This window comes from Salinibacterium sp. SWN139 (assembly GCF_015864625.1).
Taxonomy (GTDB): domain Bacteria; phylum Actinomycetota; class Actinomycetes; order Actinomycetales; family Microbacteriaceae; genus Rhodoglobus.
The window spans coordinates 717,126-740,823 of sequence record NZ_JADYWV010000002.1 but is presented as its reverse complement, the minus strand read 5'-3'; the positions used below and the strand labels follow the sequence as shown (position 1 = coordinate 740,823).

The following is a 23,698-nucleotide window of genomic DNA, read 5'->3' as shown; positions in this document are numbered from 1 at the left end:
CGGTGGGTGAACGCTCGGTGTCGGCCAGTGAAACACTGACCTAGTAGTTCGCTATTCGACGAAGCGGATGCCGTTCGACAGTCGAGTACGAACGTCAAAGAGTTCGTTGCCGCCAATTTGGCGCCCGCGGGTGGACTCGGGGCCCGTGCGAAGCAGATGGGCGAGCACACTCTGACGCACGACAACAGCGGGTTGCCCCTTGACGGTGCCGAGTGACTCTTGGGGCTGAGCGAGTGCGTCATCGGGCACCACGATCACGAAGCACGTGAAATTCACTTTCAGCTGCCGACTGAGGGTTTTCGCGCGCGAGGCAAGTTCGTGCATGGGTTTTTCGGGCTGAACGGCTGGCCCGATGAGTTCACCGCGCCGCACTTTCACCGGCCCACCGAAGTCTTCGGAGAGGATCGCGTAGAGACCGGTCGGGCCAAGCACAACGTGATCAATCTTGCGCTCGGGTGGGCCGGTCGAGACATCGTGCCAAATGGTGAAGCCAATTCCGAGAGCACTCACCGTTCGCGCGGTGGCTTCTTCGGCAAGGGCATCGGCAAGAGTTCGGCGAATCTCTCGCGGAGCGCTCCGCACGAGTGCGGGATCGTACGGGTCATCAAGTGAGACGCCCCGGCCTGCCCATTCACGCATGCCGGCGAGGAAGCGTTCTCGGCGCCAGCCTCCTGGGTGACCGTGGGTGCGGGCGCGCGGGCGAGAGTCCTCTCGGGATGGCGCTGAGCCGCGCGACGAGAACGATGAGGAATTCCCTGAAGCAGAGCGCGAGTGCGAAGCAGAACCGGCATCGTAGCTTCGACGCTTCGCTGGCGTCCCGACACGCTCCCAGGCATCCTGAACGGCAGCAAAACGAGTGGGGTCACCCCCGGTGTCGGGATGCGTCTCCCTTAGTGCCCGCCGAAATGCTTTCTTCAGCTCAGGCTCCGATGCCGACGCCTCAACACCAAGCACCTCGTACGCGCTTGCTGACAGGGGACTATCCGGCATGAACTCACTTTCGGTGAACCGCACGAATGCGGAAGTGGGGAAACGCCCATTCTACCGATCCTCGCTGGCAACATTCGGAATGTCGTCGGCGCGCGTTCAGGCTGCAGGCGTAGTTTTGAGTAGTGACCGAACTTAGAGACATCCCCCTCACCACTATTGACGGCAGCCAAACAACGTTGGCGGATTATCAAGACAAAGTGGTGCTCATCGTTAACGTCGCATCGCGCTGTGGTTTGTCGCCGCAGTACGCGCAGTTGGAGCAACTGCAGAAGACATATGGCGATCGTGGTTTCACTGTCTTGGGCTTTCCCAGCAACCAGTTCTTGCAGGAGCTGAGTTCTGAAGAAGCGATTGCGGAGTACTGCTCTACAACGTGGGGTGTCACGTTCCCCATGTTCGAGAAGGTCAAGCTCAACGGCAAGTCAGCCCACCCCTTGTACGCCGAACTCAAGAAGACCGCGGATGGTTCGGGTAAAGCTGGCCGCGTCGCCTGGAACTTCGAAAAGTTTCTGGTCACGCCCGGTAACGATGTCACTCGTTTTCGCCCGACGGTGGTTCCGGATGACCCGGCCATCGTTGGTGCCATCGAAGCGGCACTTCCGGCCTAGGGTAGAGAGTTATGGCTACAGAGTTTCTGCATGAGAAGGATGCTGCGCGTTACGTCATGAAAGTTGATGATGCACTCGTCGCGGTTGCGGACTATCGCACCAACGGATCGTCTATCTCTTTCAACCACACCTATACTCAGCCTGCCCACCGCGGCAAGGGCTACGCTGCCCAGCTTGTGAAGTTCGCGGTCGATGATGTCGAAGTGAATTCAGCGCTGCGCGTGCTGCCCATGTGCTGGTACGTTTCCGATTGGTTCGAAGCGAACCCCCAGCGGGCCGAGCTGCTGACGCGTTAGCCTGCCCGGCAATTCTCGTGAGGTGCTGGCGCTCGTGAGGCGCCGACGCTCCGAGCGATGGTCCGCTACTTCTGACGCTGAAGTTGCACGAGCATCTCTGGCCCGTTGTCATCGAGCAGCTTTCCGCCCCAGCGCACCCCGATAATCAGCAGTGTGCCTCCCAGCACGAGTGCGACGGCGAGAGAGATCCAGCCGAATGACTGGTTGAACGTTGCGAAGCCGATAATGGCGAGCACCATTTCGGGAAGAGCCAGGAGCGCCAGTGCGGTCCACGATGCGAACATCGAGAGCATGAGGGTGAATCCCCCGCCAGGGCGGGACTTGAATGGATTGTCTCCGGGAGCGGGCACAGCGAACGCGAACCGTCCGGAAACAAGTGACGACAGTGCCAGGCCGGTGATGAAGAGGCCGAGGGAGATGCCGAGCATCCCGACCAATCGTTCCCAACTATCACTGACCCACACACTCGCAACCGTCAGGATGATGGTTGTGGGCAGAGCGAAAACGCTCACGGCAATGACTCTCCCCCACCGATCGGCGCGGCCGCTGACACCAGATTGTAAGTGGAGGCTGAATGCCGTGTTGTCGTAGGAGACATCGGTGTAGATGGACATCCCGAGCAGCACCGCGACGATAGGGCCGACGAAGAGCAAACCGCTGAGATCTCCGCTTGCGCCGCTATAAAAGAAGACAATTGCGGGAACCAGCGGCACGCTAATGAGCGATTGGGCATAGCGCGGGTCGCGCGCCCAATAGGTGAGGGCGCGAGCGGCCACCGCGCCCGTTGGCGTGCCGGAGAAGATGGCGAACCAGCCGAGTCCGCGTTGGGTGTGACTGAAGGACGTCGAGGTTGCGGGGCGCTCGAGGGCGCGATCCAGCGCCCAGCGCCACACCGCGGTCGCTGCGATGAGCGTGCCGATGCCGATGAGGGCGTGCAGCACTGCTGTGCCCGGCCGCCCGATAGCCAGATCGCCAGGAACAGCCCAAATAGCCCCGAATGGCGTCCATGCCACCACGTCGGCGATGATAGGAAGCACCGTTCGAAGCTCACGAAAAAGTGTGGACAGCGCGAGAATCGCCGGGCCGAGCAGCAAGAGCGGGATCAACACAAGCACTGTTTTTGCTTCGCGAGCTCGACGCCCCGAGGAGATTCGCACCGTCAGGGCGGCAAGCATCCGTGACCCTACGACGCAGGTGAGGGCGCCGATGGCGGCACAGAGCAGCGCGACGATCGCGACGAGGGGCGTTTGCCACCACACCAGACTCGTTGCAAGAGCGGCCAGGGTGGTGATGATTCCGGGGACCCCAAGAACACCGCTGACGGCGAGAGCCAGCAGCAACGTAGTGATGGGGATAGGGAAAGTCGCAAGCCGTGCCGGATCTACCGTTTCGTCGATGCCCGAACTCAGCAGCGGAAGAAATGTCCATCCCAACACCAGGATGGCGCCGCCAACGACGCTGACAGTGCGGCCAAGGCTGTCGGGAGCCGAACTGAGAAAGAGGAGGCCGACGACCACGAGGAACAGCATGAACATGCCGTAGACCGTGCCGAGCACTACGGCAACCGCCTGCCAGGGACTACGCGTGAGGGCGTTGGCAAGCAGCCTGAATCGCAGCCTTACGAGATGCGCAACCACTCGGGGCCCTTTCCATGACGACGTCCGCCGACGAGCTCCACAAAGCGGTCCTCGAGCGTCGAGGAGCCCCGCACTTCATCCGTTGTTCCGGATGCCAATACCCGGCCATCGGCAATTACTGCGACATGGTCGCACATGCGTTGGACCAAATCCATGGCATGGCTGGAGACGATGACGGTTCCACCAGATTCGACGAAGCCGTGCAGGATATCTCGGATGTTGGCACCAGAAACCGGGTCAACCGATTCAAACGGTTCATCGAGTACGAGCAACTGCGGAGCGTGGATCAGTGCGCAGGCGAGAGCGATCTTCTTGGTCATGCCGGCGGAGTAATCGACGACGAGAGTGCCGCTCACGGCATCGAGGTCGAACAGCTCGAGAAGATCAGCGGCGCGTTCGGCGACCACGGCACGGTCCATGCCACTCAAGAGGCCCGCGTAGGTGACCAGTTGAAGGCCCGTTAGCCGGTCAAAGAGGCGAACACCATCGCTCAAGACGCCGATGCGTTTCTTCGCCTCGACGAGGTTGCTCCACACATCAAGCCCGTGCACCGAAACCGTGCCAGCATCGGGCCGGAGAAGGCCCGTGGCCATCGAGAGCGTCGTGGTCTTGCCAGCACCGTTGGGACCGACAAGGCCGAAAAAAGATCCACGAGGAACAGTGAGATTGACAGCATTGACGGCGAGTTTCTCACCAAAACGCTTGGTAAGTCCGCTTATTTCAAGCGCAGGAACGAGAGTGGGGTTTTCGGGCACGGTACTACCCTAAAACCGATTCGTCCTCAGAGAGGTGTGCGCCGCAGAATCTGTGGTGATAACCAGCTACTAGAGTCGATAGGACGCGGCAGTTCTCTCACTCCGCGAGTTCTTCGAAAGGTTGTTATGACGATTACTGCTGCTGCTGACGGATCGGCGCTCGGCAACCCCGGGCCAGCCGGATGGGCGTGGTACGTCGACGACAACACCTGGGCAGCTGGCGGCTGGGATCACGCCACCAACAACCAGGGCGAGCTCATGGCGGTGCTGCAGTTGTTCCGCGCGACGGCCCATGTCGACGAGGATCTGTTGATTTTGTGCGACAGCCAATACGTCATCAACTCCATCACCAAATGGATGCCCGGCTGGAAGAAAAAGGGCTGGCGCAAAGGCGATGGCAAGCCCGTCATGAACGTCGACCTCATCAAGCAGATCGACGATGCCATCACCGGCCGCCGCTACCGCTTCGAATGGGTTCGAGGTCACGTGGGGCATCCGCTGAATGAAGCTGCGGACGTCCGAGCGCGTGGTGCCGCCGAGGCGTTCCAGCGTGGCTCGATCTGCCCCGAGGGCCCGGGTTACCCCGGAGCGACCGCGAGTGACGCCAGCCTGCCGGGCGCAAGCGACGAGATCGCTCCCCTGTTCTAACAGGCTGCCGCTGGAGTAGCTTGGCGATTAGCGCCGGTGCCCTCGAGCTGGGGGCGCCCAGCGCGCACTACTCGGGTGAGAAGAACGCTGCGATTGCTGAGCTCAACGCGAGCGGGTCAGCGACGCCGCACAATTCGCGAGCGGAATGCATCGAAAGCAATGGCAGCCCAACGTCAATAGTTCGGATACCCAAGCGGGTTGCCGTAATGGGCCCGATGGTGGAGCCACACGGCATGTCATTGTTCGACACGAACTCTTGGTACTCAACGCCAGCCTGACGGCACGCGCGAGCCCACTCCGCAGCGCCAAGCGCATCGGTGGCATAGCGCTGGTTGGCGTTGATCTTGAGCAACGGTCCCCCACCAAGGCGCGGACGGTTAGCGGGATCGTGACGCTCAGGGTAGTTCGGGTGTGCGGCGTGGCCGGCATCCGAGGAAAGGCACCAGGATTCAGCAACGGCGCGCATTCGGTCTGTTTCTGTACCGCCCAAACCTGCGCTGATGCGGGCGATGAGGTCGGCGAGGAACGGCCCGCCAGCACCAGAGCGGGATGCCGAACCAATTTCTTCATGATCGAACGCGACAAACAACGGAATGTGATCGAGCTTGGTGTCGAGCCCGAGCAGAGCGACGAGACCGGCGTGCACCGACGACAGATTGTCGAGCCGACCGGAGGCGAAGAGGGCGTCGTCGAGTCCGAAGACCGCTGGGGCCGCGGTGTCGGCGACCACGATGTCATACCCGTCAATGTCTTCCGCAGAACGGTCTTTTGCCTTCGACGACAGAATTGAGGCGAGATGACCGAGAACATCGGCATCATCGCGCTCGCCCAAGCCGAACATCGGGTTCATGTGCGCTTGGCGCTTGAGAGTGAGCTTGTCGTTGACGCCGCGATCAAGGTGGATGGCGAGCTGCGGAAAACGCAGCAATGGGCCGGTGCGCACGAGTTCGGTGCTGCCATCACGGAAGGTCACTCGTCCAGCGAACTCGAGCTCACGGTCGAGCCACGAGTTGAGCAGCGGGCCACCATAAACCTCAACACCGGCTTGAAGAACACCTTCGGAGCCGGTGGTCGGCTTCGGCTTGAGCTTGAAGCTTGGCGAATCAGTGTGGGCCCCAAGGATGCGGAACGGCGTCGTGCCGGTAGCCTTCGTTGGCTGAATCCATGCCGCAATCGCACCGTCGCGGATCACGAAGTACTTCGCTGCCTTGCGAGTGCGCGCCCCATTCCAGTCATCAGCCTCGTGCAATTCGCTGAAACCGGCGTCACGTAAGCGGCGCGCAGCCTCCGCTACGGCGTGAAAAGACGACGGTGATGCGGAAACAAAAGAGGCAAGATCGTGGACATGATTCAGGGCAGCAGTCATGGAATCATTCTCGCACTGTTCGCCGTGAGCAGCGCCCAGCAGCGCACGAGTGATGGCTAGAACCAGATGCTCAACCACGGCGTGGTCGGCGCGTGGAATACACGCTCCACCACCGCCGCAGCGCCTTCGGTCAATTCCGTAATGCGGCCGGCAGCAACCAGCGCTGACACGGTGACTCCACCGAGATACAGCGAGCTGAGTTCATTGACCGACAGCGAAACTGAAGCAATCGTGGCGGGAAGCTCTTCTACCGCGCGCACCTGCGGCATCCCACCCTCATCTGTCGAAAGCACAAAGCGGCCGTGGGCGAAGCCGAGGTCATCGTTGACATCAAAACCGAGCTCGGCGGCACCCGAATACGTCCGGGCGGTGAGCGACGCGGGCACATCAAGGATGCGCAACCACAAGTGATCAATCGGGGAAACCTGAGCGGCACGCATGTCGGACAGAAGCCACAGCAACGGTTCATCGACGGAGCGTAGCTCGGCTTTCACCTCACGCACGAGGTCGACCTCAAGCACAAAACGCCACAAGGCCTCGTAGGCCTCGGGGGTCTCAGCCAGCAGGTAGTCGACCGTGAGCTTGTGGTGGGTGAAGTCGGCTCCGCCGTCCTTCACGCGATACACCACGAATCCGCGCGGCGTTCCGCTCTCGTCATCGAATCGCACCACGCGGGTGTTCTTGGTGTACTCCTCATCGCCGGGCGCAGTGCCGGCGATCTGCTCCCAGCGCAGCGGCCACACGGCGATTTGTCCTGGAGTGGCCAGCCGGACACGTTCAAACACCGCAGGTGCTTCGCTGACGAAGACGGAGGGTGCCACGTGCTGCAGAGTGCCACGGCGCTCATGAGCCACGAGCGAAGCCCGAGTCGTATCGATCGTAAGATCAGCAGCGAACACGGCTTGACCGAATCCGAAACGGCCGTAGATCGTCGACTCCGACACGGTGAGCATCGCCATCGGCAGCCCCATCGCAGCCGCCGAGCGCAATTCCCCTTCGAGAAGCGAACGCGCGATGCCACGGCGACGATGCGTCGGCGAGACAGTGACGGAGCTGATAGCCCACGCATCAATGCTCTGACCGCCCGGAACGGTGAGTTGCTCGGTCCAGGAGCTTGTTGTCGCTACAGGAATTTCCGGGGCGACCAAGTGGTCATCCCACACACCGATCGTGCGGCGATACGTCACGCCGGCAAAATTAGAATCGACCTGTTCTTTTGACATGGCCGGACCGTGAAAACCACGGGAATCCGCTTGAAACCAGGCCTCGAATGCAGCACGGTTCGACGTATCGACTAAGTCGTAGCGCAATCCACTTGCAGCGAGGGCAGCAGCCGACGTGGGATCAACAGGGTGAAGCGAAAAGTCGTTGGTCATGCACCAACGGTACCGCGAACTTTACTGAATGAACCATGGTGGATACACAGCCACCTTCGTCTTAAACGAGGCGCCATCGAGGAGCGACTTCACACGCTCGCGAGCTTTATCGCTCGCGACTCCGACGAGTTGCACATCATCGAAAGCGAAGGAGCCGTGAATAAGAACCTCAGCGTCGTCGGTGAGCTCATCGGCACGCAGGTTGCCGAGCATCCGAGTGATGGCTTTTTCGTCTGTGGCAAAGCGAGTCAGACTTGCTGCGGCATCGCCATCGGCCAGAACGGCATCCTCGCCGAGAGCGCGAACGGTGCTGACGAGGAACACGAAATCTGTGGGTGTTGCAGTGCGGGCCGCGTCTGACCAGCGCGGTTCCGATGCTCCGGCACGCAGTTCACGCCAGGCTGCGGACTCTGGCACCAAGCTGAACGGAACGTAGCGGTCAACGGGCTCGCCGGTGCTGAGCGATGCTGCGCCGCGAAGCTCGCGGGTCAAGGGCGAACTGATGTCGAGAATCGCATCCTCAATTGACGCAGCAGCGACAAGCTGACCCTCGCGGAGGATGCTCTCCAAGTTGCTGATGTGCGTGACGTGATAGACACGTTGGTCCGACAACGACGGGACCTTCGCGCTCGACGCGCGCGGAGTGCCGGGAACTCGCTTAGTGCGAGAAGAGGTAGTGGCACGCGTTACCGGCTTGACAGGGACAGCCTTAGGGAAGCAAGAATCGCAGAGACCGTTTTCGAAGCCGTGGATGCACTCAGTGCCAGACATTGGAGCCTTTCTCGGAGTTCAGAAATGACCTCCGTATCCAAGGTACGGCAATTATCGGCTGCGTATCGCCGTCTCTGCACGATGAGCGAGTTCGCGGAGCAGCGTTTCGTAGCTGGGATCGAAGCGGCGCGGTGCGGTATCGAAGATACACACGGCACCGACGATGTCGCCGTTGGGGGCTGCGACCGGGTAGCCAGCGTAAAACCTGATGCGTGGACCTTCAACAACCCATGGATGGTCGGTAAATCGTTCGTCGTTCAGGGTGTCTTCCAAAACGACAAGACCACGATCAGTGAAAGCTGCACTGCAGAATGCTCCCGCTTCATCGCGTTGCATAGAGCCAACGCCTGATATCGACGTGAACCAGTGGGCGTCTTGATCATGGAAGGTGATGGCGGCGCCGGCGGTTCCAAAGAGAACTCGCGCAGAATGCATGATTGTCGCCAACGATGTCGACACCGTCTTGCGGGTGAGTGTTGAACTCTCAAATGCTGCCGGAGCGACGATCGAACCGGGGCGTTCAGCAGGAGGCACAGCCACCGCAGTGAGAGAACGCGCAACGGCGGGGGCAAGCGTGCGTGCCCAGCGTTCGTAGGTGGGGCTATCGAGTAACACCCGAGTGTTTCCCGCGGATGCCGTGGCAGGCACGAAGGTTGCTCCTGGGCGAGTAGAGCACAACTGCTCACTAATCGCGTTGAGGTTGGCGACGTTGTGATTGACGATGCGGAGTAATGGAGCGGGAAGCGACACGAATTCATCGAGCGGAGCTACGCCAACAATGAACGTGTGCATGGCGCCGCCACCGCACTCTTCGATCGTGTTCATCAGGTCAGTGATATCTCTTCGCCAAGCGAAAAGGGACCGGAAACGCAGGGCATCGCCCCCGCCGAGCGTCAGAACAAGGGCGTCATATCGTTCAAGGTTTGCCCAACGGATGACGACTCCGGTATCAGCGGCAGACATCGAGGGGTCAGAAACAATGTCGACGCTGCAGCCGCGCTGGGTCAGGGCTGACAGTTCTCGAGCGAGATGACCGCCGAGTCCGAGCTCATGCGTATGCACGCCATAGCCCGACGATTTGCCGGGACCGAGAAGGAGTACGCGATCAGGATCGGGCCCAATCGCTTCGACGCGGGGGTCATCAACGGGCAGAGTGAGCGCACGCCAGCGTTGTGGCTTCACCGCAAGCCACAGTGTGATTATTGGCCACGCCAATAGCGCAGCATAGCTACGTAGCAATCAATTCCCCACCCGAACGCCCAGACACGGGCACCCTCAAGTTTCCGAGTATAGATCTGAAAACTATTCAATACCAGCGGGAATGAGGAAAACTAGAAATTATTTACGAGCTGCCTTAGCCGCGCGTTCCGTCTTGATCCGCGCGTTCTCGTTGTTGACAGCGGCGTGAACCGCACGTTCCTCAACGAGCCACGCAGGCATTTCGACAAGAAGCGCCTTGATCTCTTCCGAGGTCATCACATCGGGCGCGCCAGCGCGGGCAAGTCCCGAGGTCGAAACGCCGAGCTTTTGCGCCACTACTTGGCGAGGGTGCGGTCCTTCTGCACGCAACTGCGTTAGCCACTCGGGCGGAGTGGCAAGCAATTCTGCGAACTGTTCGCGGCTGATCTCGGAATCGCGGAACTCTTCCGGGGCGGCGGGGAGGTAAATCCCCAGCTTTTTGGCGACGGTTGCGGGCTTCATGGTCTGGACTGGCACCCCCCAAGACTAACCTGAAGACATGTCTTCACCATTCACAGTCGCTTTTGTGCTCGGCGCGACTCCCGGTAAGTGGGCTCGCGTCTGGAATGAACGCCTGCCCGAGACGTCGCTTGATCTTGTTGCCGCCGAGCAGGACGCCGCCCTCGACATGCTGCGGGCGGGCACCGCTGATGTCGCCTTGCTGCGCCTTCCTGTCGATCGCGCTGAGAACAGCGACCGGCCACTCGCCGCTATTCCGCTCTATACAGAGCGCGCCGTCGTTGTTGTTCCCAAGGGGCATGCCATCGAAGCGCTTGATTCGCTCGCTCTCTCAGAGTTGGAAGCCGAGAACGTTATTCGCGGTGACTGGCGCGATGCGGTTGAGCTCGTCGCTGCCAATGTGGGAGTTGCTGTATTGCCTCAAGCGGTGGCTCGAGCGCTCACGCGCAAAGACGTTGTTGCTCGGATGCTCGATGACGGCCCAGAATGGCGCGTTGCGGTGGTCTGGCGCGATGGTTCTGTCGACCCTCTCGTAGAAGAGTTCATCGGAATCGTGCGAGGACGCACCGCCCGCAGCTCACGCGGAACCGCCGCCGCCAACGATGCTACCGAGGACACTCCCCCGAGCCGCACAGCCCAAAAATCGGGAAGCGGAAACAAGAAGGGTTCCGGTGCTCGTTCATCGGGGCGCACGCATAACGGCAAGAGCGCGGCGAAACGCCCCGCACGCGCGAAGAGTTTCCGTCCCCAACCGCGCAAGGGCTAACGGCTATTCGCTGACCGAGTCGCGCAGAATGAATTCTGCGATGTCCGGGGCCATAGCGTCGGCCCAGGCCCGATAGCTTTGACGACCGTCGATTGCCTCGGGGTCATCGATGGGTGGCGAGAAGTGCACATAGTGGGCATGCGCGCGGTGTGCCACCGTCCGCTCGATTTCGGTGTTGTAGCGCTCGGTCATCGTAAGGATGTGGCGTTGATAGCTAGCGGGAAAACGTGACATCTTGGGCGGCACGCATCCCAAGATGAACACTCCGACATCGGGTGCGGAGTTCTCTAATAGAAAATCGACGAGCCGTGCTAGGTCGCGTCCCCACGTGCGAGCCGGGGTAAAAGTAAGCGCCTCAAAGACACCGAAAGACAACACGACCGCTTTAACGTCGGCGAGGTCGCTCACTGCGATCTTTGCTTGCACCTCGCGTGTTGTCAGTCGAGCACCCGTGACCGTCGCAACTTCGATGCCGCGACCTGTCAGGGCGGCGAGTGAGCGGGCGAGCGATCCACCCAGCGCGAGTTCGTGGGAGGCAACTCCGTACCCCACGACAATTCCCGAGCCGCACAGCAGAGCCTTCTGGACATCGGGACCGTCGGCGAGCACGGGTGGGCCCGCCTCAGGTTTCGGCAGTCCGCGCCACGAATGAGGAGACGTGTAGACCCACGTGAGCATGAAAAATTTCATCACGACATGTCCAAGGCTGGCGAACATCTCGAACTCCGTTTCGGGCGATGTCGGAGTGCGCCCCGGAGGTTAATCGTGGCGCAAATACCCCGGCGGTGGGGCCTCTCTAGGTATCGGCACTTTAGCACCGTTGAAGCGCACTTCCTAGGTTATTCGCGAGTGGTCGCGCTCTCACGCTCAGCGCGTGCTGATGCTCGCGAACTTGCGTATCGCCAGCGGAACGAAGATGGCGAGCATCACCACTATGCCGATCAGCACCGTAAGAACGGGGTGCTGCTGCGACCACACATCGGACTGCACGGCCCCAGCGGGGGTGTTGCCGAACAACTCGCGGGCGGCCTGCACGAGGGCTGACACGGGATTCAACTCAGCGAAGGTGCGCAGTGGTCCGGGAAGGGTTTCGGCGGGGACGAAGGCGTTGGAGATGAATGTCAGTGGAAAGAGCACCAAGAACGAGACGTTGTTAATGACCTCTGGGCTGCGCACGCTCATTCCAATAAACGCCATCACCCAGGAGAGTGCGTAAGCAAAGAGCAGGAGCAGAGCGATCGCAGCGATCGCTTCGAATGGACTTGACTTGATGCGCCATCCGACGATCAGGCCTGTTGCCATCATGACGATCATCGAAAGCGAGTTGATGAGTAGATCACCGTTGGTGCGACCGACTAAGACCGCGGAGGGGCTCATCGGCAAAGTGCGGAAGCGATCGATGATGCCGTCTTTGAGGTCTTGAGCCATCGCCGAGCCCGAATAGGTTGACCCGAACACCACCGTCTGAGCAAAAATGCCGGCCATGATGAACTCTTTGTACGTGCTGCCGGGAATATCGATCACGCCGGCGTAGACATAGGTGAAGAGCAGCACAAACATGATCGGCTGCAATGTCGTGAAGACCAAGATGTCGGGCACGCGTTTGATCTTGATGAGGTTGCGACGGGTGGTGATCCAACCGTCATTCAACCAGTTCATGACCGATGACGTGGCGGTCGGGGTTGGGGCTGTCGTGGGTGCTGTGGCGGTCATTTCTGTGCCTTCTGTGCTGGTGCTGCATCCGTCGTATCAGTGTCGGTTTCGTCGGCGCTTGCCGTGTGGCCGGTGAGCTTCAAGAACACGTCATCGAGAGTGGGACGACGCATTCCGGCGTCGTAGAGCTGGATGCCGCGGCTCGCGAACTCCGTGAGAATCAGCTGCAGCGCGGCGGGAGCATCTTCCGCGTTTACGGTTAGGCCGCGGCCGTCGAGACTCACGGCAGGTTCGGTGCTGCCGAAACGAGTGAGGATCTCGTGGGCGGCGGCCGCATCATCCTTCGACACGAGGCTCACTTCAACTCGCTGACCGCCGATGGATGCTTTGAGCTCATCTGAGGTGCCCTGGGCAATGACTTTGCCGTCGTCGATGACCGAAATGCTGTCGGCAAGCTGGTCGGCCTCTTCGAGGTACTGGGTGGTGAGAAGCACAGTGGTGCCCTCCCCCACGAGCGTTGTAATGACATCCCACATGCCAATGCGGCTGCGCGGGTCGAGACCGGTGGTTGGCTCGTCGAGAAAGAGCACCGGTGGGCGCATAACAAGGGCACCGGCAAGGTCAATGCGGCGACGCATGCCGCCGGAGAACCCTTTGACGGGACGGTTTTGCGCTTCGGTGAGGTCGAAGAGGGTGATGAGTTCGCGTGCCCGCTCGCGAGATTGCTTGGCACCGAGGTGATAGAGCCGACCGACCATGTCGAGATTCTCAAAACCAGTGAGGTTCTCATCGACAGCGGCATACTGCCCGGAGACACCAATCATGGGGCGGATGCGCTCGGGGGAAGCGATGACATCGACACCGTTGATAGTCGCTGAACCTGAATCGGGGCGGATGAGGGTAGTCAGCACCTTGACAGTGGTCGTCTTGCCCGCACCATTCGGGCCAAGCAGAGCCGTTACTGTGCCCTGCGGAACCTCCAGATTGAGACCGTCGAGGGCATGCACGGGGGCTGCACCCTTAGGCGTATACGTCTTCTTGAGATCTACTGCTTCGATATAACTCACGGGGTAACGCTAGAACATGGCAACGACATCGCAAAGACACGCCGATGGATGTCGTACGCAATTGACACACTCGAACATATGTTCGAATATGAACAGGTGTCCCCTGTATCTGCCTCTGCCGCTTCAGCGACCGCTGAAGAGTTTTCGGCTGGGCGTGAGGCCTCTAGCGGTGCAACGCTGACGGCTGCAGAACGCGTCGCTGAACTGCAGTCCCGCATCAGCCAAATGCAGTCCCGCACGTTAAGTTCTACGCTCATCCCCACACATCCGGCCATTGCCTCACTGCTCCCGGGCGGCGGTTTGCAGCAGGGCAGCGTTTATTCGGTTGACAGCTCGGCGATGCTCCTTATGACGCTCCTCGCTGCTCCCTCCGCGGCAGGATCGTGGTGCGCTGTCGTAGGAGTGCCCGAGTTCGGGATTGAAGCCGCCCAGCGGTTCGGGGTCGATCTTGAACGACTCGTGCTGGTGCCGCATCCGGGCGATCAATGGCTCGCGGTGACGGCAGCGATTGCTGATGTCGTAGATGTTGTCGTCGCCCGCCCGCCCACGCGGGCATCCGATTCTGCAGTGGCCAGATTGGCGTCGCGGCTCCGGCAACGCAAATCAACACTGCTCATGGTGGGGTCGTGGCCGCAGAGCGAAGCGATGGTGTCACTGGGCGAGAGCCAGTGGCACGGTATTGGCAACGGTCATGGGCATTTGGCCGCGCGTGAAGTGACCGTCACGGTGACGAGCAAAAATGCGGGGCGACCACGCAGTGCACGCATCTGGCTACCCGATTCTTCTGAACAAATACGTGCTCATGGTGCGGCGGAGATGGCTCCTGCGCCGCTGACGGCTTTGCCTCACAAGGTCTCGGCATGAAAGCCGAATCGTCGCAGGGGTCACGGGCAGATGCAGGAGCGCTTCCCGAGTCACTCCCCCGAGTTCTGGTCCTTTGGGCCCCAGATTGGCCCGTGGTTGCTGCGCGACAACACGAAAAGCTTCCAGCGGATGCCCCGCTTGTCCTCGTGGAGAAAGGGCTTGTCTTTGCGGCGGCAGCGTCCGCTCGCGCTGAGGGCGTCACTCGCGGGTTACGGCTGCGGGAGGCGCAGTCGCGGTTCCCCGGGATCATCGACCGACCTTACGATCCTGCCCTCGACAGCCGAGCATTCGAACCGGTGCTCGCGGGGATCGAAGAATTGATTCCCGGAGTGCAAGTGTTGCGACCCGGCATGTGTGCCGTTCGCGTGCGAGGTGCTGCCCTGTATTACGGCGGAGAAAAAGCGGCAGCGTTGACTGTTATTGATCGTGTCAACGAGATTGCGGCATCCGATGCTCGGGTAGGTATCGCTGATGCTCTCTTCACTGCGGTTCATGCTGCACGCAGCACTAGTGCCGCAGACCCTCGTTCGCGAGGGGGAAGAGTGCGGATGGTGCCCGCTGGCAGCTCTGCCGAATTTCTGGCACCACTGCCGATCGCTGTGTTAGAGGAACCGCCTATCGTGACTCTGCTGATGAAGCTCGGCATCTCCACTCTTGGCGAGTTTGCCCACCTCGACCGCCTCGATGTCCGCACTCGTTTTGGGGAACTCGGCGGCCGATTGCACGCTCTCGCCAGCGGTCGGGATCCGCAGGTTTTCGTCGCGCGCACTCCCCCGCTCGACCTTGACGTCGTGATCGACTTTGAGCCCGCCCTTGATCGAGTAGATCAGGTTGCTTTCGGCATCCGCAGCCGGGCCGACGATTTTGTGGCCGGTCTTGTGCAAGCTCAACTGGTGGCGACCGCGATTCGAATCGAACTTGATTCGGAATCGGGTGAGGTTGCCGAACGGGTGTGGCTGCATCCCCGGTCGTTTAGCGCCAACGATGTTGTCGATCGCGTGCGCTGGCAAGTGCAGGGCTCTAACCTCATCGATGCGGGGCTCAGCTCGGGTATCTCTCGGGTACGCATTGTGCCCGAAACAGTCGACGAAATTGGCCATCACGAAACCGGGCTCTGGGGGTCAGGGCTAGAGCCGCGCATCCATCACGGGCTTTCTCGAGTGCAAAGCATGCTTGGCCACGGTGGTGTTCTTGTGCCGACGATCGAGGGCGGGCGCACTCTGCAGTCCCGTCAACGGTTCACCGCGTGGGGCGACCGCAGCGTCACTGAGCGATCGCCACAACGCCCCTGGCCGGGCGTTCTCCCCGCTCCGCTGCCGGGAACAGTCTTCTCCAGCCGTCACGCCGTGCACGTGTTTGCCGAGGACGGCACCACAGTGTCGGTGGATGAGCGTGGCCACGTTGCTGCACCGCCTGCCCAGTTTTCGACAAGCGATTCACGTTCACGCACTCTCACTGCGTGGGCAGGGCCTTGGCCACTTGCCGAACGATGGTGGGAGGCAGAATCCCCCGGGCGTTCGTGGCGCTTTCAGGCTGTTGACGACACCGGATGCGCGTGGCTGTTGGTGCTCGATGACGGCGGTTGGTGGGCTGAAGCGAGGTATGACTAATGGCGTGGTCTAACCCTCCCATCCCGTGGCGGCAGTTGGAGCGTACGCTGTCGGGTTTTGGTACCGTCACGCCGATTGGTGAAGCCGGTGACGGTCGAGCCATGTCGCTCGTCTCCAGCAAGCGCGCCCCCTACATCGCTCCCAGCACGCCGCCGAATGACGTGGCGTCAGAAGCGAGCCTGGCCGCCACGGTCGTGCCGTATGCAGAGCTGCACGCCCATTCGAGTTTTAGCTTTCTCGATGGCGCGAGCATGCCCGAAAAGCTCGCAGAAGAAGCAGCGCGGCTGGGGCTGAGCGCCCTCGCCCTCACCGATCACGACGGGCTCTATGGCATTGTGCGCATGGCCGAAGCAGCCGCCGAGTTGGGATTACGTACCCTGTTTGGCGCCGAGCTCTCGCTCGGATTGAGCGGGCCCCAAAACGGCATAGCCGATCCCGAAGGCGATCATCTTCTCGTGCTTGCTCGAAAAGAGGAGGGCTACCACCGTCTTGCCTTGGCTATTACGCGAGCCCAATTAGCCGGTGGCGAAAAAGGTCGCCCGCGTTACGACCTTGATGAACTCGCTGAGCTGGCCTCCGGACACTGGTTTGTGCTCACGGGCTGCCGCAAGGGAGCGGTTCGTCGCGCCCTCAGCGGCTCCGAGGGTAATGGCGCTCCCACGACGGAATCCATGCGTGCGGCAGGGGCAGAGCTTGATCGGCTCAGTGAACTGTTCGGGGCGGAAGCGGTGATCGTTGAACTCTTCGACCATGGTTACCCGCTCGACTCTGCTCTCAACGATGCTCTTGTCTTGCTTGCCGCCGAACGCGGACTGCGGGTGGTCGCGACGTCCAACGCTCACTATGCGACCCCTCGCCAGCATCACTTGCATTCAGCGATCTCAGCGGTGCGTGCTCGTCGCAGTCTCGACGAGATGGACGGGTGGCTTCCGGCTGCGGGCACAGCCCATTTGCGTTCGGGGGCTGAGATGGCTGTGCTTTTTGCGCGCTATCCCGCAGCAGTTGCTAACACCGTCGAGATCGCGGACGAGGCTGCGTTCGAGTTGAGGCAGGCGAAGCCGGCACTTCCCGATCAGGCTGTCCCCGAAGGGCATACCCCGGCGAGCTGGTTGCGAGAGCTGACGTGGGCAGGAGTGAAAGATCGCTCTATTGAACTGTCAGAAGCCAACCGGGCGCGCATTCAGCGAGAACTCGATGTCATCGAAGAGAAAAACTTTGCTGGCTACTTTCTGATCGTGCACGACATTGTGGCCTTTGCGCGCGGGCGCGGCATTCTCTGTCAAGGGCGCGGGTCGGCCGCCAGCTCTGTGGTCTGTTACCTGCTCAAGATCACGGCGGTTGACCCTCTGCGTTACAAGCTCCCTTTCGAGCGCTTCATCTCAGCGATGCGAGAAGAGGAGCCAGACATCGATGTCGATTTCGACTCCGAGCGTCGTGAAGAAGTTATCCAATACGTATTCGAACGGTATGGGCGCGAGAATGCGGCGCAGGTCGCGAACGTGATTCAGTACCGTCCCCGGTTTGCCGTGCGCGATATGGCGAAAGCTCTCGGGCATAGCCCAGGGCAGCAAGATGCGTGGTCGAAACAGATGGAGCGCTGGGGTTCCGACGTTTCGGGAGTTGACCATGACATCCCCGATTCTGTGTTGGATCTGGCCCAACAGGTGATGAAATTTCCGCGGCACCTCGGCATCCACTCGGGTGGCATGGTGCTCACCCAGCGGCCGGTCGGCGAGGTCGTGCCGATTGAGCACGCACGCAAAGATAAACGCACTGTGGTGCAGTGGGATAAAGACGACTGCGCCTGGATGGGGCTGGTCAAGTTCGACCTGTTGGGCCTCGGCATCCTGTCGGCGATGCAATACAGTTTCGATCTCGTTGATGAGGCCCTCGGCGAACGGTGGGATCTTGCGACCATCCCTGCCGAAGAGCAGGGCGTCTATGACCAACTGTGTCGAGCGGATGCCATCGGCGTCTTCCAAGTCGAGAGCCGTGCTCAGATGGGGTTGCTGCCGCGCCTTCAGCCACGCGAGTTTTACCATCTCGTTGTCGAGATTGCGCTCGTGCGCCCCGGCCCGATTCAGGGCGGTGCCGTGCACCCCTACGTTCGTCGCAAAATGGGTGCCGAACCGATCACCTATCTGCACCCCAATCTCAAGGAGCCTCTCGAGCGCACCCTCGGCGTTCCCATTTTTCAAGAGCAACTCATGCAAATTGCGGTTGCGGTTGGCGGATGTTCGGCTGACGACGCCGATCTTCTACGGCGCGCAATGGGCTCGAAGCGAGGAATTGAACGCATCGACAAGTTGCGCACCAAGCTGTATGCGGGAATGGCCAGCAACGGCATCGTTGACGCGGATGCCGACCGAATTTACGAAAGTATCCAAGCCTTTGCCGGGTTCGGCTTTGCTGAGAGCCACGCCTTGAGCTTCGGGCTGCTCGTGTATGCCAGTGCGTGGGTGCGGCTCCACTACCCCGCGGCGTTCTTGGCTGCGCTCCTGCGGGCGCAACCGATGGGTTTCTATTCGCCGCAATCATTGGTGGCGGATGCCCGCCGTCACGGTGTGGTCGTGCTTGGTCCCGACATCCAACGTTCGGGGGTCTTCGCCGGATTGGAAGCATTGGGCGATGGAATCGCGGCTACGGGCACTGATCGTTGCCTCGATGCTGAACAGCCTCCTGTGGGGCCGTTCGATCGTTCAGCACCCTTCGATACCGACGACCACCGCCGCGATGGAGCCTTTGCCGTGCGCCTGGGTTTTGATGAAGTAAAAGGCGTCGGAACAGTGGTTGCCGAGAAAATTGTGGCCGCACGGGAGTCCGGCGAGTTCGTGTCGATGAATGATCTGGTGCGGCGGGTAGGTCTCACGACGAAACAATTGGAGGCTCTGGCAGCAGCGGGAACTTTCGACTCTCTCGAACTCACTCGTCGCGAAGCGATGTGGAATGCGGGTAACGCGGCACAGGATCGCGAGGAGTATCTCCCCCACAGTATGGTCACCGTTCAGCCGCCGCTCTTTTCAATGTCGAGCCCGGTGGATGATCTGATGGCCGACCTCTGGTCAACGGGAATTTCGCCGGCAAGCCACCCGGTCGCCCACCTCAGGGAGACTCTGAGCAAGCGGGGAATCCTGAGCGCAACCGACCTGATGACCGCTGAATCCGGGCGTCGTATCGAAATTGGGGGTGTTGTGACGCATCGTCAACGTCCCGCAACGGCCAGTGGAATCACCTTCATGAACATTGAAGATGAGACAGGTCTCATCAACGTGATTTGCAGTGTTGGAGTGTGGGGGCGCTACCGCCGAGTGGCTCGTGACAGTGCAGCGCTCATCGTTCGTGGTGTTCTTGAACGCTCCGTTGATGGTGTGATTAATGTTGTTGCAGACCGCTTTGAATCGCTTTCGGGGCTCCCCCGCACCCGATCTCGAGATTTCCGCTAATGACGACTTCATTACCGTTATGTGTCTTTTTCGAAATAGATGACACATGCAGGGCTTTCCTGCTATAGCCTTATCCCATCGTTCATGTTCTAGACAAAGGCATGAATGCGGCCTCGACTGTCGGGGCCTGAGGAACGCTCCTGGAGGAGTTTTAAATGGCACTAGGTACCGTCAAGTGGTTCAACGCAGAAAAGGGCTTTGGCTTCATCGCCCCCGAGGACGGAAGTCCTGATGTGTTCGCCCACTACTCGGCCATCGCAACAAATGGCTACAAGTCGCTCGACGAGAACCAAAAGGTTGAGTTTGACATCACACAGGGACCCAAGGGTCCCCAGGCGGAGAACATCCGCCCCCTCTGATCTTGATAGTTCAGTAATGAGAACGCCCCTGGTCCTATACCGGGGGCGTTTTCTTGTTAAAAGACGGATGCACGGCTGCGCTCTTAGGGGTATGCGTGCGTGCAGCACCCGTCAGGCTGTGTGTCTCGCACGGTGAATCATGAAGCGCGTACGGCCCAGCTGTTGGCGACTAGTGCATGCCCTTGCGCAAGTAATCGATGCGGGTCTGCAATTGCGTCACCGTAGCCTGAGCGACCGCAGGGCCGCCACAGACGCGACGCAACTCCGCGTGGATCAATCCGTGCGGTTCATTAGAAAGCTTGGCTCTACGGCCCACGAGGTTGTTGAGCAGAGTCCGCTGCTCTTTGAGCGTGCGATACAGCGGCGGCGGCTGTTCCTCTTTGGGACGACTCTCTGCGCGCTTTGACTGGCGTTTTTGGCGTTGCAGCAACAGTTCTCGTACTTGCTCTGGCTCCAAGATGCCGGGAAGCCCAATGAAGTCGAGCTCTTCGTCACTGCCCGGTTCGGCAGCGAAACCAAACTCTGCGCCGTCGAACAGCACGCGATCGAAGTTCGCTTCAGACTCGATGGCTTCCCACGTGAACTCGTCAGCAAGCTCATCGCTCGTCTTCTCTTCACGATTCTCCGCATCGAGAAGGCTGTCATCGAGCAGATCATCAGGCGATTCTTTGCGATCGAGCGCGTGGTCACGCTCCTTCTCGAGCTTTCCCGCGAGGTTCATGAGGTTGGGAACGCTCGGCAAAAAAATAGATGCCGTTTCGCCACGGCGACGAGTGCGCACGAAACGACCGACTGCTTGGGCGAAATATAAGGGGGTGGATGCCGAGGTCGCATACACGCCGACGGCAAGTCGCGGAACGTCGACACCTTCAGACACCATGCGCACAGCCACCATCCAGCGACTATCACTTTCGGCAAACTTTTCGATGCGCGACGATGACTCTTTCTCGTCGGAGAGAACGATCGTGGCGGACTCCCCTGTGATGTCCTTGATGAGCTTGGCGTAGGCCCGAGCCGCGAGCTGATCGGTCGCGATGACGAGTCCTCCGGCATCGGGAACCGAATGTCGCACCTCGCTGAGGCGACGATCCGCCGCCCGCAGCACAGCCGGCATCCATTCGCCTTTGGGATCTAGAGCGGTGCGCCACGCCTGCGCGGTGACGTCTTTCGTGTCGCCTTCACCGAGGCGCGCCTCCATCTCATCGCCCATGCGGGTGCGCCAGCGCATCTTGCCGGCGTAGGCCATGAAGATAACCGGTCGGACAACCCCGTCTTCGAGCGCACGACCATAGCCATAGCTGTAGTCGGTGACCGAAGTGCGGATGCCTTCATGGTTGGGTGCATAGGTCACGAAGGGAATGGGGGCGGTATCGCTGCGGAACGGTGTACCCGTGAGTGAGAGTCGCCGAGTGGCACGACCGAAAGCCGTGTGGATGGCATCGCCCCAGCTGAGAGCGTCGCCGCCGTGGTGCACTTCGTCAAGAATCACGAGCGTGCGGGCAGAGTCGGTGATCTCTTGATGAAACGAGGCCTTCATGGCCACTTGGGCATAGGTCACAGCAACACCGTGGAAACGTCGTCCGCCCCAGGCATCGCCGTTGGAGAACGAGGGATTGAGCCGGATTCCGACACGGTTGGCGGCATCCGCCCATTGGCGTTTGAGGTGATCGGTTGGCGCAACGACGGTGACGCGATCGATCTCCCGGCGCGCAAAAAGCTCAACAGCGAGACGGAGAGCGAAGGTGGTTTTGCCGGCGCCAGGTGTGGCAGCGGCAAGAAAGTCGCGAGGTTCTCTTTCGAAGTAAAGATCGAGGGCTTCTGCCTGCCAGGCACGCAGTTTGGATGCGGTGCCTCGGGCGGCGCGTTCGGGGTACGACGGTGAGAGATGTTCCGCAGCGAAGGTGCCCACGGTGGGGCCAGGCAATGGAGTGCTCACTTGATAAGACTTTACCGTTCTCTACTGACAACCGAGTTCGTGACTGCTGTGTTTTGGTCGTGTGGGCAAAAAGTTTGCGAACGACTAGTCACGTTGACCGAGGCGCGGCCGTTCCGAGCGCTGTGATCCCAAGAGGCGCGCTGGCCCTATCGCGCCGGTTCCAAAGCGAGCGGATGCCGCCTCCATAGCTTGTTCCGCGTCGCGCCAGCCGTCGGTGGTGTCCCACAAACTCAGCTGCCCGCCGCCCGGCTCGACGAGTTGCTCTCCGCGCACGCCAACGAGGCGCACCGGCCGACCTTCGCGAGCAAAGTCGGCATAGACATCTCTGACGGTCTCGTAGATGGTGCGGCCGAGGTCGGTGGGGTCGGGCAGCTTACGCGAGCGAGTAATGGTGCTGAAGTCTTCGAACCGGAGTTTCAGCACCACGGTGCTCGCTTCCATACCAGCGCCACGCAAGCGTGCGGCGACCTTTCCGGAGAGCCGGAGCAATTCGCGGCGAATCTCGTTGGCATCCAACACGTTGTATTCAAAGGTGGTCTCGTGGCCGATGCTCTTCTCGGCGGCCCGTTCGACGACGTTGCGGGGATCGTTGCCCCAGGAGAGGTTGTGCAGCTTTACTGCGCCAGCTTCGCCGACCGCGCGCGTGAGGGTTTCCCGATCTGCGTGAGCAATATCGGCAATAGTACTGAAACCGCGGTGCTGCAGTGATTCCGCCGTCTTGCCACCGACGCCCCAGAGGGCGGTGATGGGCAGCGGATGCAGGAATTCGATTGTCTTGTCGGCAGGGATGACGAGCAGTCCATCGGGCTTAGAGAGGCCCGATGCAACTTTCGCCACGTACTTCGAGGCCGCGGCGCCGACAGAACAGACGAGCCCTGTTTCGGCGAAGACTCGACGACGCAGCAGTGCCGCCACCTCGAGGGGTGACCCGTAGATGGCCCGCGCTCCTGCAACATCCAGAAACGCTTCGTCAATGCCGAGTCGTTCTACCTTGGGGGTGAGTTGGTCGCAGATATCGAAAACGATGGAAGAAAAGTGTTGATAGCGCTCGAAATGTGGCTCAAGCACAATGGCGTTGGGACACCGGCGCAGGGCGAGGGCCATGGGCATCGCTGAGTTCACGCCATACTTGCGGGCCTCGTAGGTAGCCGCGGTGACCACGGAACGAACGGAATTGTGCCCGACGATGACCGGCTTACCAATGAGCTCAGGATGATCGAGGAGTTCGACGGAGGCGAAGAAGGCATCCATGTCAACGTGCAGGATGGTTGCGGTGCTGTCATCGACGCCCGGTGCGGTTACATGCCGCGTTCGACCGTCTTGCTTGCCCATAGTGCCATTCTCTCAGGTGCCTCTGACGCTCGCTCGCGGGACGCGGGATCGGCAGAGAGCCCCGGACACAGAAAAGGGGCGGTGCACCGCAGTGCACCGCCCCTTTTACCCAAGAGTGTTTAGCGACGTGAGCCGCGCGTAATCAACCCGTAAAGGAAGAGCACGAGCACTGAGCCGCCAATGGCGACCAGCCACGTTTCGATGGAGAAGAACTCTTCGAGGCCAATGCCAAAGATGGCGCCTCCCACGAATCCTCCGACGAGTGCTCCAACAACACCGAGAAGGAGTGTTGCGAGCCAACCGCCGCCTTGGCGTCCGGGCAAGATTGCCTTAGCGATAGCTCCGGCGATGAGTCCCAGTACGATCCAGCCGATGATTCCCATTGTGTGTTCTCCAAACGGTGGTTAAGTGGTCTTCGGTGTGAAAACCAACAGAGAAGAGATAACCACGTGCCCTATCCGAGGGTCAAAGCAATTCAGTTCACTCTCAGGAATCACCCGGGTATCGCACAGGCAAATTGTGA

The 23,698-nt window shown here is 60.6% G+C and carries 22 protein-coding genes; 8 read left to right on the top strand and 14 right to left on the bottom strand.

Annotation, left to right across the window (positions count from 1 at the left end; genetic code table 11):
• Positions 1 to 51: 51 nt before the first annotated feature.
• The gene (locus tag I6E74_RS08675; protein WP_197124775.1) at positions 52 to 990 is read right to left on the bottom strand and encodes a DnaJ domain-containing protein; all 939 of its coding nucleotides are present in this window, start codon (positions 988 to 990) and stop codon (positions 52 to 54) included.
• Positions 991 to 1,112: 122 nt separating this feature from the next.
• Between I6E74_RS08675 and I6E74_RS08670 the strand changes: the two genes are divergently transcribed.
• Entirely contained in the window at positions 1,113 to 1,598 is a 486-nt protein-coding gene (locus I6E74_RS08670) for a glutathione peroxidase (protein WP_197124773.1), read from the top strand.
• A gap of 11 nt (positions 1,599 to 1,609) precedes the next feature.
• A complete protein-coding gene (locus tag I6E74_RS08665) occupies positions 1,610 to 1,894 on the top strand; it encodes a GNAT family N-acetyltransferase (protein WP_197124771.1) in 285 nt (94 codons plus the stop codon).
• Between the two features lie 65 nt (positions 1,895 to 1,959).
• Here the strand turns inward: I6E74_RS08665 and I6E74_RS08660 are convergent, their stop codons facing one another.
• Together I6E74_RS08660 and I6E74_RS08655 are read right to left on the bottom strand one after the other, a co-directional pair.
• Entirely contained in the window at positions 1,960 to 3,531 is a 1,572-nt protein-coding gene (locus I6E74_RS08660) for a transporter (protein ID WP_197124769.1), read from the bottom strand.
• Positions 3,513 to 4,286, bottom strand: coding sequence for an ABC transporter ATP-binding protein (locus I6E74_RS08655; RefSeq protein WP_197124767.1), 774 nt, complete (start codon positions 4,284 to 4,286; stop codon positions 3,513 to 3,515). The genes I6E74_RS08660 and I6E74_RS08655 overlap by 19 nt, the downstream gene beginning before the upstream one ends.
• A 126-nt stretch (positions 4,287 to 4,412) precedes the next feature.
• On the opposite strand from I6E74_RS08655, the gene I6E74_RS08650 reads away from it, so the two are divergent.
• Positions 4,413 to 4,934: an RNase H family protein gene (locus tag I6E74_RS08650; protein ID WP_197124765.1), complete on the top strand. Its 522-nt coding sequence runs from the start codon at positions 4,413 to 4,415 to the stop codon at positions 4,932 to 4,934.
• Positions 4,935 to 5,001: 67 nt separating this feature from the next.
• Here the strand turns inward: I6E74_RS08650 and I6E74_RS08645 are convergent, their stop codons facing one another.
• The 5 genes from I6E74_RS08645 to I6E74_RS08625 form a co-directional block, all read right to left on the bottom strand.
• Positions 5,002 to 6,300 (bottom strand): M18 family aminopeptidase, encoded by a 1,299-nt coding sequence (locus I6E74_RS08645; protein ID WP_197124763.1) that lies wholly within the window; start codon positions 6,298 to 6,300, stop codon positions 5,002 to 5,004.
• A 56-nt stretch (positions 6,301 to 6,356) separates the two neighbouring features.
• A complete protein-coding gene (locus I6E74_RS08640) occupies positions 6,357 to 7,676 on the bottom strand; it encodes a GNAT family N-acetyltransferase (protein WP_197124761.1) in 1,320 nt (439 codons plus the stop codon).
• A 21-nt stretch (positions 7,677 to 7,697) separates the two neighbouring features.
• Positions 7,698 to 8,447: a DarT ssDNA thymidine ADP-ribosyltransferase family protein gene (locus I6E74_RS08635; RefSeq protein ID WP_197124759.1), complete on the bottom strand. Its 750-nt coding sequence runs from the start codon at positions 8,445 to 8,447 to the stop codon at positions 7,698 to 7,700.
• A 51-nt stretch (positions 8,448 to 8,498) separates the two neighbouring features.
• Positions 8,499 to 9,662 carry a GAF domain-containing protein gene (locus tag I6E74_RS08630; protein WP_231604849.1) on the bottom strand — a complete coding sequence of 388 codons (1,164 nt, stop codon included), beginning with the start codon at positions 9,660 to 9,662 and terminating at the stop codon, positions 8,499 to 8,501.
• 123 nt (positions 9,663 to 9,785) lie between these two features.
• Complete coding sequence (locus tag I6E74_RS08625; protein ID WP_197125257.1) at positions 9,786 to 10,148, bottom strand: DUF5997 family protein; 363 nt, start codon at positions 10,146 to 10,148, stop codon at positions 9,786 to 9,788.
• A 37-nt stretch (positions 10,149 to 10,185) separates the two neighbouring features.
• On the opposite strand from I6E74_RS08625, the gene I6E74_RS08620 reads away from it, so the two are divergent.
• Positions 10,186 to 10,911: a LysR family substrate-binding domain-containing protein gene (locus I6E74_RS08620; RefSeq protein ID WP_197124757.1), complete on the top strand. Its 726-nt coding sequence runs from the start codon at positions 10,186 to 10,188 to the stop codon at positions 10,909 to 10,911.
• Positions 10,912 to 10,914: 3 nt separating this feature from the next.
• Here the strand turns inward: I6E74_RS08620 and I6E74_RS08615 are convergent, their stop codons facing one another.
• The 3 genes from I6E74_RS08615 to I6E74_RS08605 all read right to left on the bottom strand — a co-directional run bounded on the left by I6E74_RS08615 (position 10,915) and on the right by I6E74_RS08605 (position 13,631).
• On the bottom strand, positions 10,915 to 11,628 hold the full coding sequence (locus I6E74_RS08615; RefSeq protein ID WP_197124755.1) for a GDSL-type esterase/lipase family protein: 714 nt from the start codon (positions 11,626 to 11,628) through the stop codon (positions 10,915 to 10,917).
• A 150-nt stretch (positions 11,629 to 11,778) separates the two neighbouring features.
• The gene (locus I6E74_RS08610; protein WP_197124753.1) at positions 11,779 to 12,624 is read right to left on the bottom strand and encodes an ABC transporter permease; all 846 of its coding nucleotides are present in this window, start codon (positions 12,622 to 12,624) and stop codon (positions 11,779 to 11,781) included.
• A complete protein-coding gene (locus I6E74_RS08605) occupies positions 12,621 to 13,631 on the bottom strand; it encodes an ATP-binding cassette domain-containing protein (protein WP_197124751.1) in 1,011 nt (336 codons plus the stop codon). Before I6E74_RS08605 ends, I6E74_RS08610 begins: the two co-directional genes overlap by 4 nt.
• A gap of 96 nt (positions 13,632 to 13,727) precedes the next feature.
• Between I6E74_RS08605 and I6E74_RS08600 the strand changes: the two genes are divergently transcribed.
• The 4 genes from I6E74_RS08600 to I6E74_RS08585 all read left to right on the top strand — a co-directional run bounded on the left by I6E74_RS08600 (position 13,728) and on the right by I6E74_RS08585 (position 19,907).
• Positions 13,728 to 14,495: a hypothetical protein gene (locus I6E74_RS08600; protein ID WP_307784431.1), complete on the top strand. Its 768-nt coding sequence runs from the start codon at positions 13,728 to 13,730 to the stop codon at positions 14,493 to 14,495.
• Positions 14,492 to 16,105: a DNA polymerase Y family protein gene (locus I6E74_RS08595; protein ID WP_197124747.1), complete on the top strand. Its 1,614-nt coding sequence runs from the start codon at positions 14,492 to 14,494 to the stop codon at positions 16,103 to 16,105. The genes I6E74_RS08600 and I6E74_RS08595 overlap by 4 nt, the downstream gene beginning before the upstream one ends.
• On the top strand, positions 16,105 to 19,548 hold the full coding sequence (locus tag I6E74_RS08590) for an error-prone DNA polymerase (RefSeq protein ID WP_197124745.1): 3,444 nt from the start codon (positions 16,105 to 16,107) through the stop codon (positions 19,546 to 19,548). The genes I6E74_RS08595 and I6E74_RS08590 overlap by 1 nt, the downstream gene beginning before the upstream one ends.
• Before the next feature lie 155 nt (positions 19,549 to 19,703).
• Positions 19,704 to 19,907, top strand: a complete 204-nt coding sequence (locus tag I6E74_RS08585; RefSeq protein ID WP_100389010.1) for a cold-shock protein — start codon at positions 19,704 to 19,706, stop codon at positions 19,905 to 19,907.
• A 169-nt stretch (positions 19,908 to 20,076) separates the two neighbouring features.
• Here I6E74_RS08585 and I6E74_RS08580 read toward each other — a convergent pair whose 3' ends face one another.
• The 3 genes from I6E74_RS08580 to I6E74_RS08570 all read right to left on the bottom strand — a co-directional run bounded on the left by I6E74_RS08580 (position 20,077) and on the right by I6E74_RS08570 (position 23,558).
• A complete protein-coding gene (locus I6E74_RS08580) occupies positions 20,077 to 21,843 on the bottom strand; it encodes a DEAD/DEAH box helicase (protein WP_197124743.1) in 1,767 nt (588 codons plus the stop codon).
• An 84-nt stretch (positions 21,844 to 21,927) separates the two neighbouring features.
• Complete coding sequence (dinB, locus tag I6E74_RS08575) at positions 21,928 to 23,175, bottom strand: DNA polymerase IV (protein WP_197124741.1); 1,248 nt, start codon at positions 23,173 to 23,175, stop codon at positions 21,928 to 21,930.
• Positions 23,176 to 23,294: 119 nt separating this feature from the next.
• Positions 23,295 to 23,558: a GlsB/YeaQ/YmgE family stress response membrane protein gene (locus tag I6E74_RS08570; protein WP_197105618.1), complete on the bottom strand. Its 264-nt coding sequence runs from the start codon at positions 23,556 to 23,558 to the stop codon at positions 23,295 to 23,297.
• Between the last annotated feature and the right edge of the window lie 140 nt (positions 23,559 to 23,698).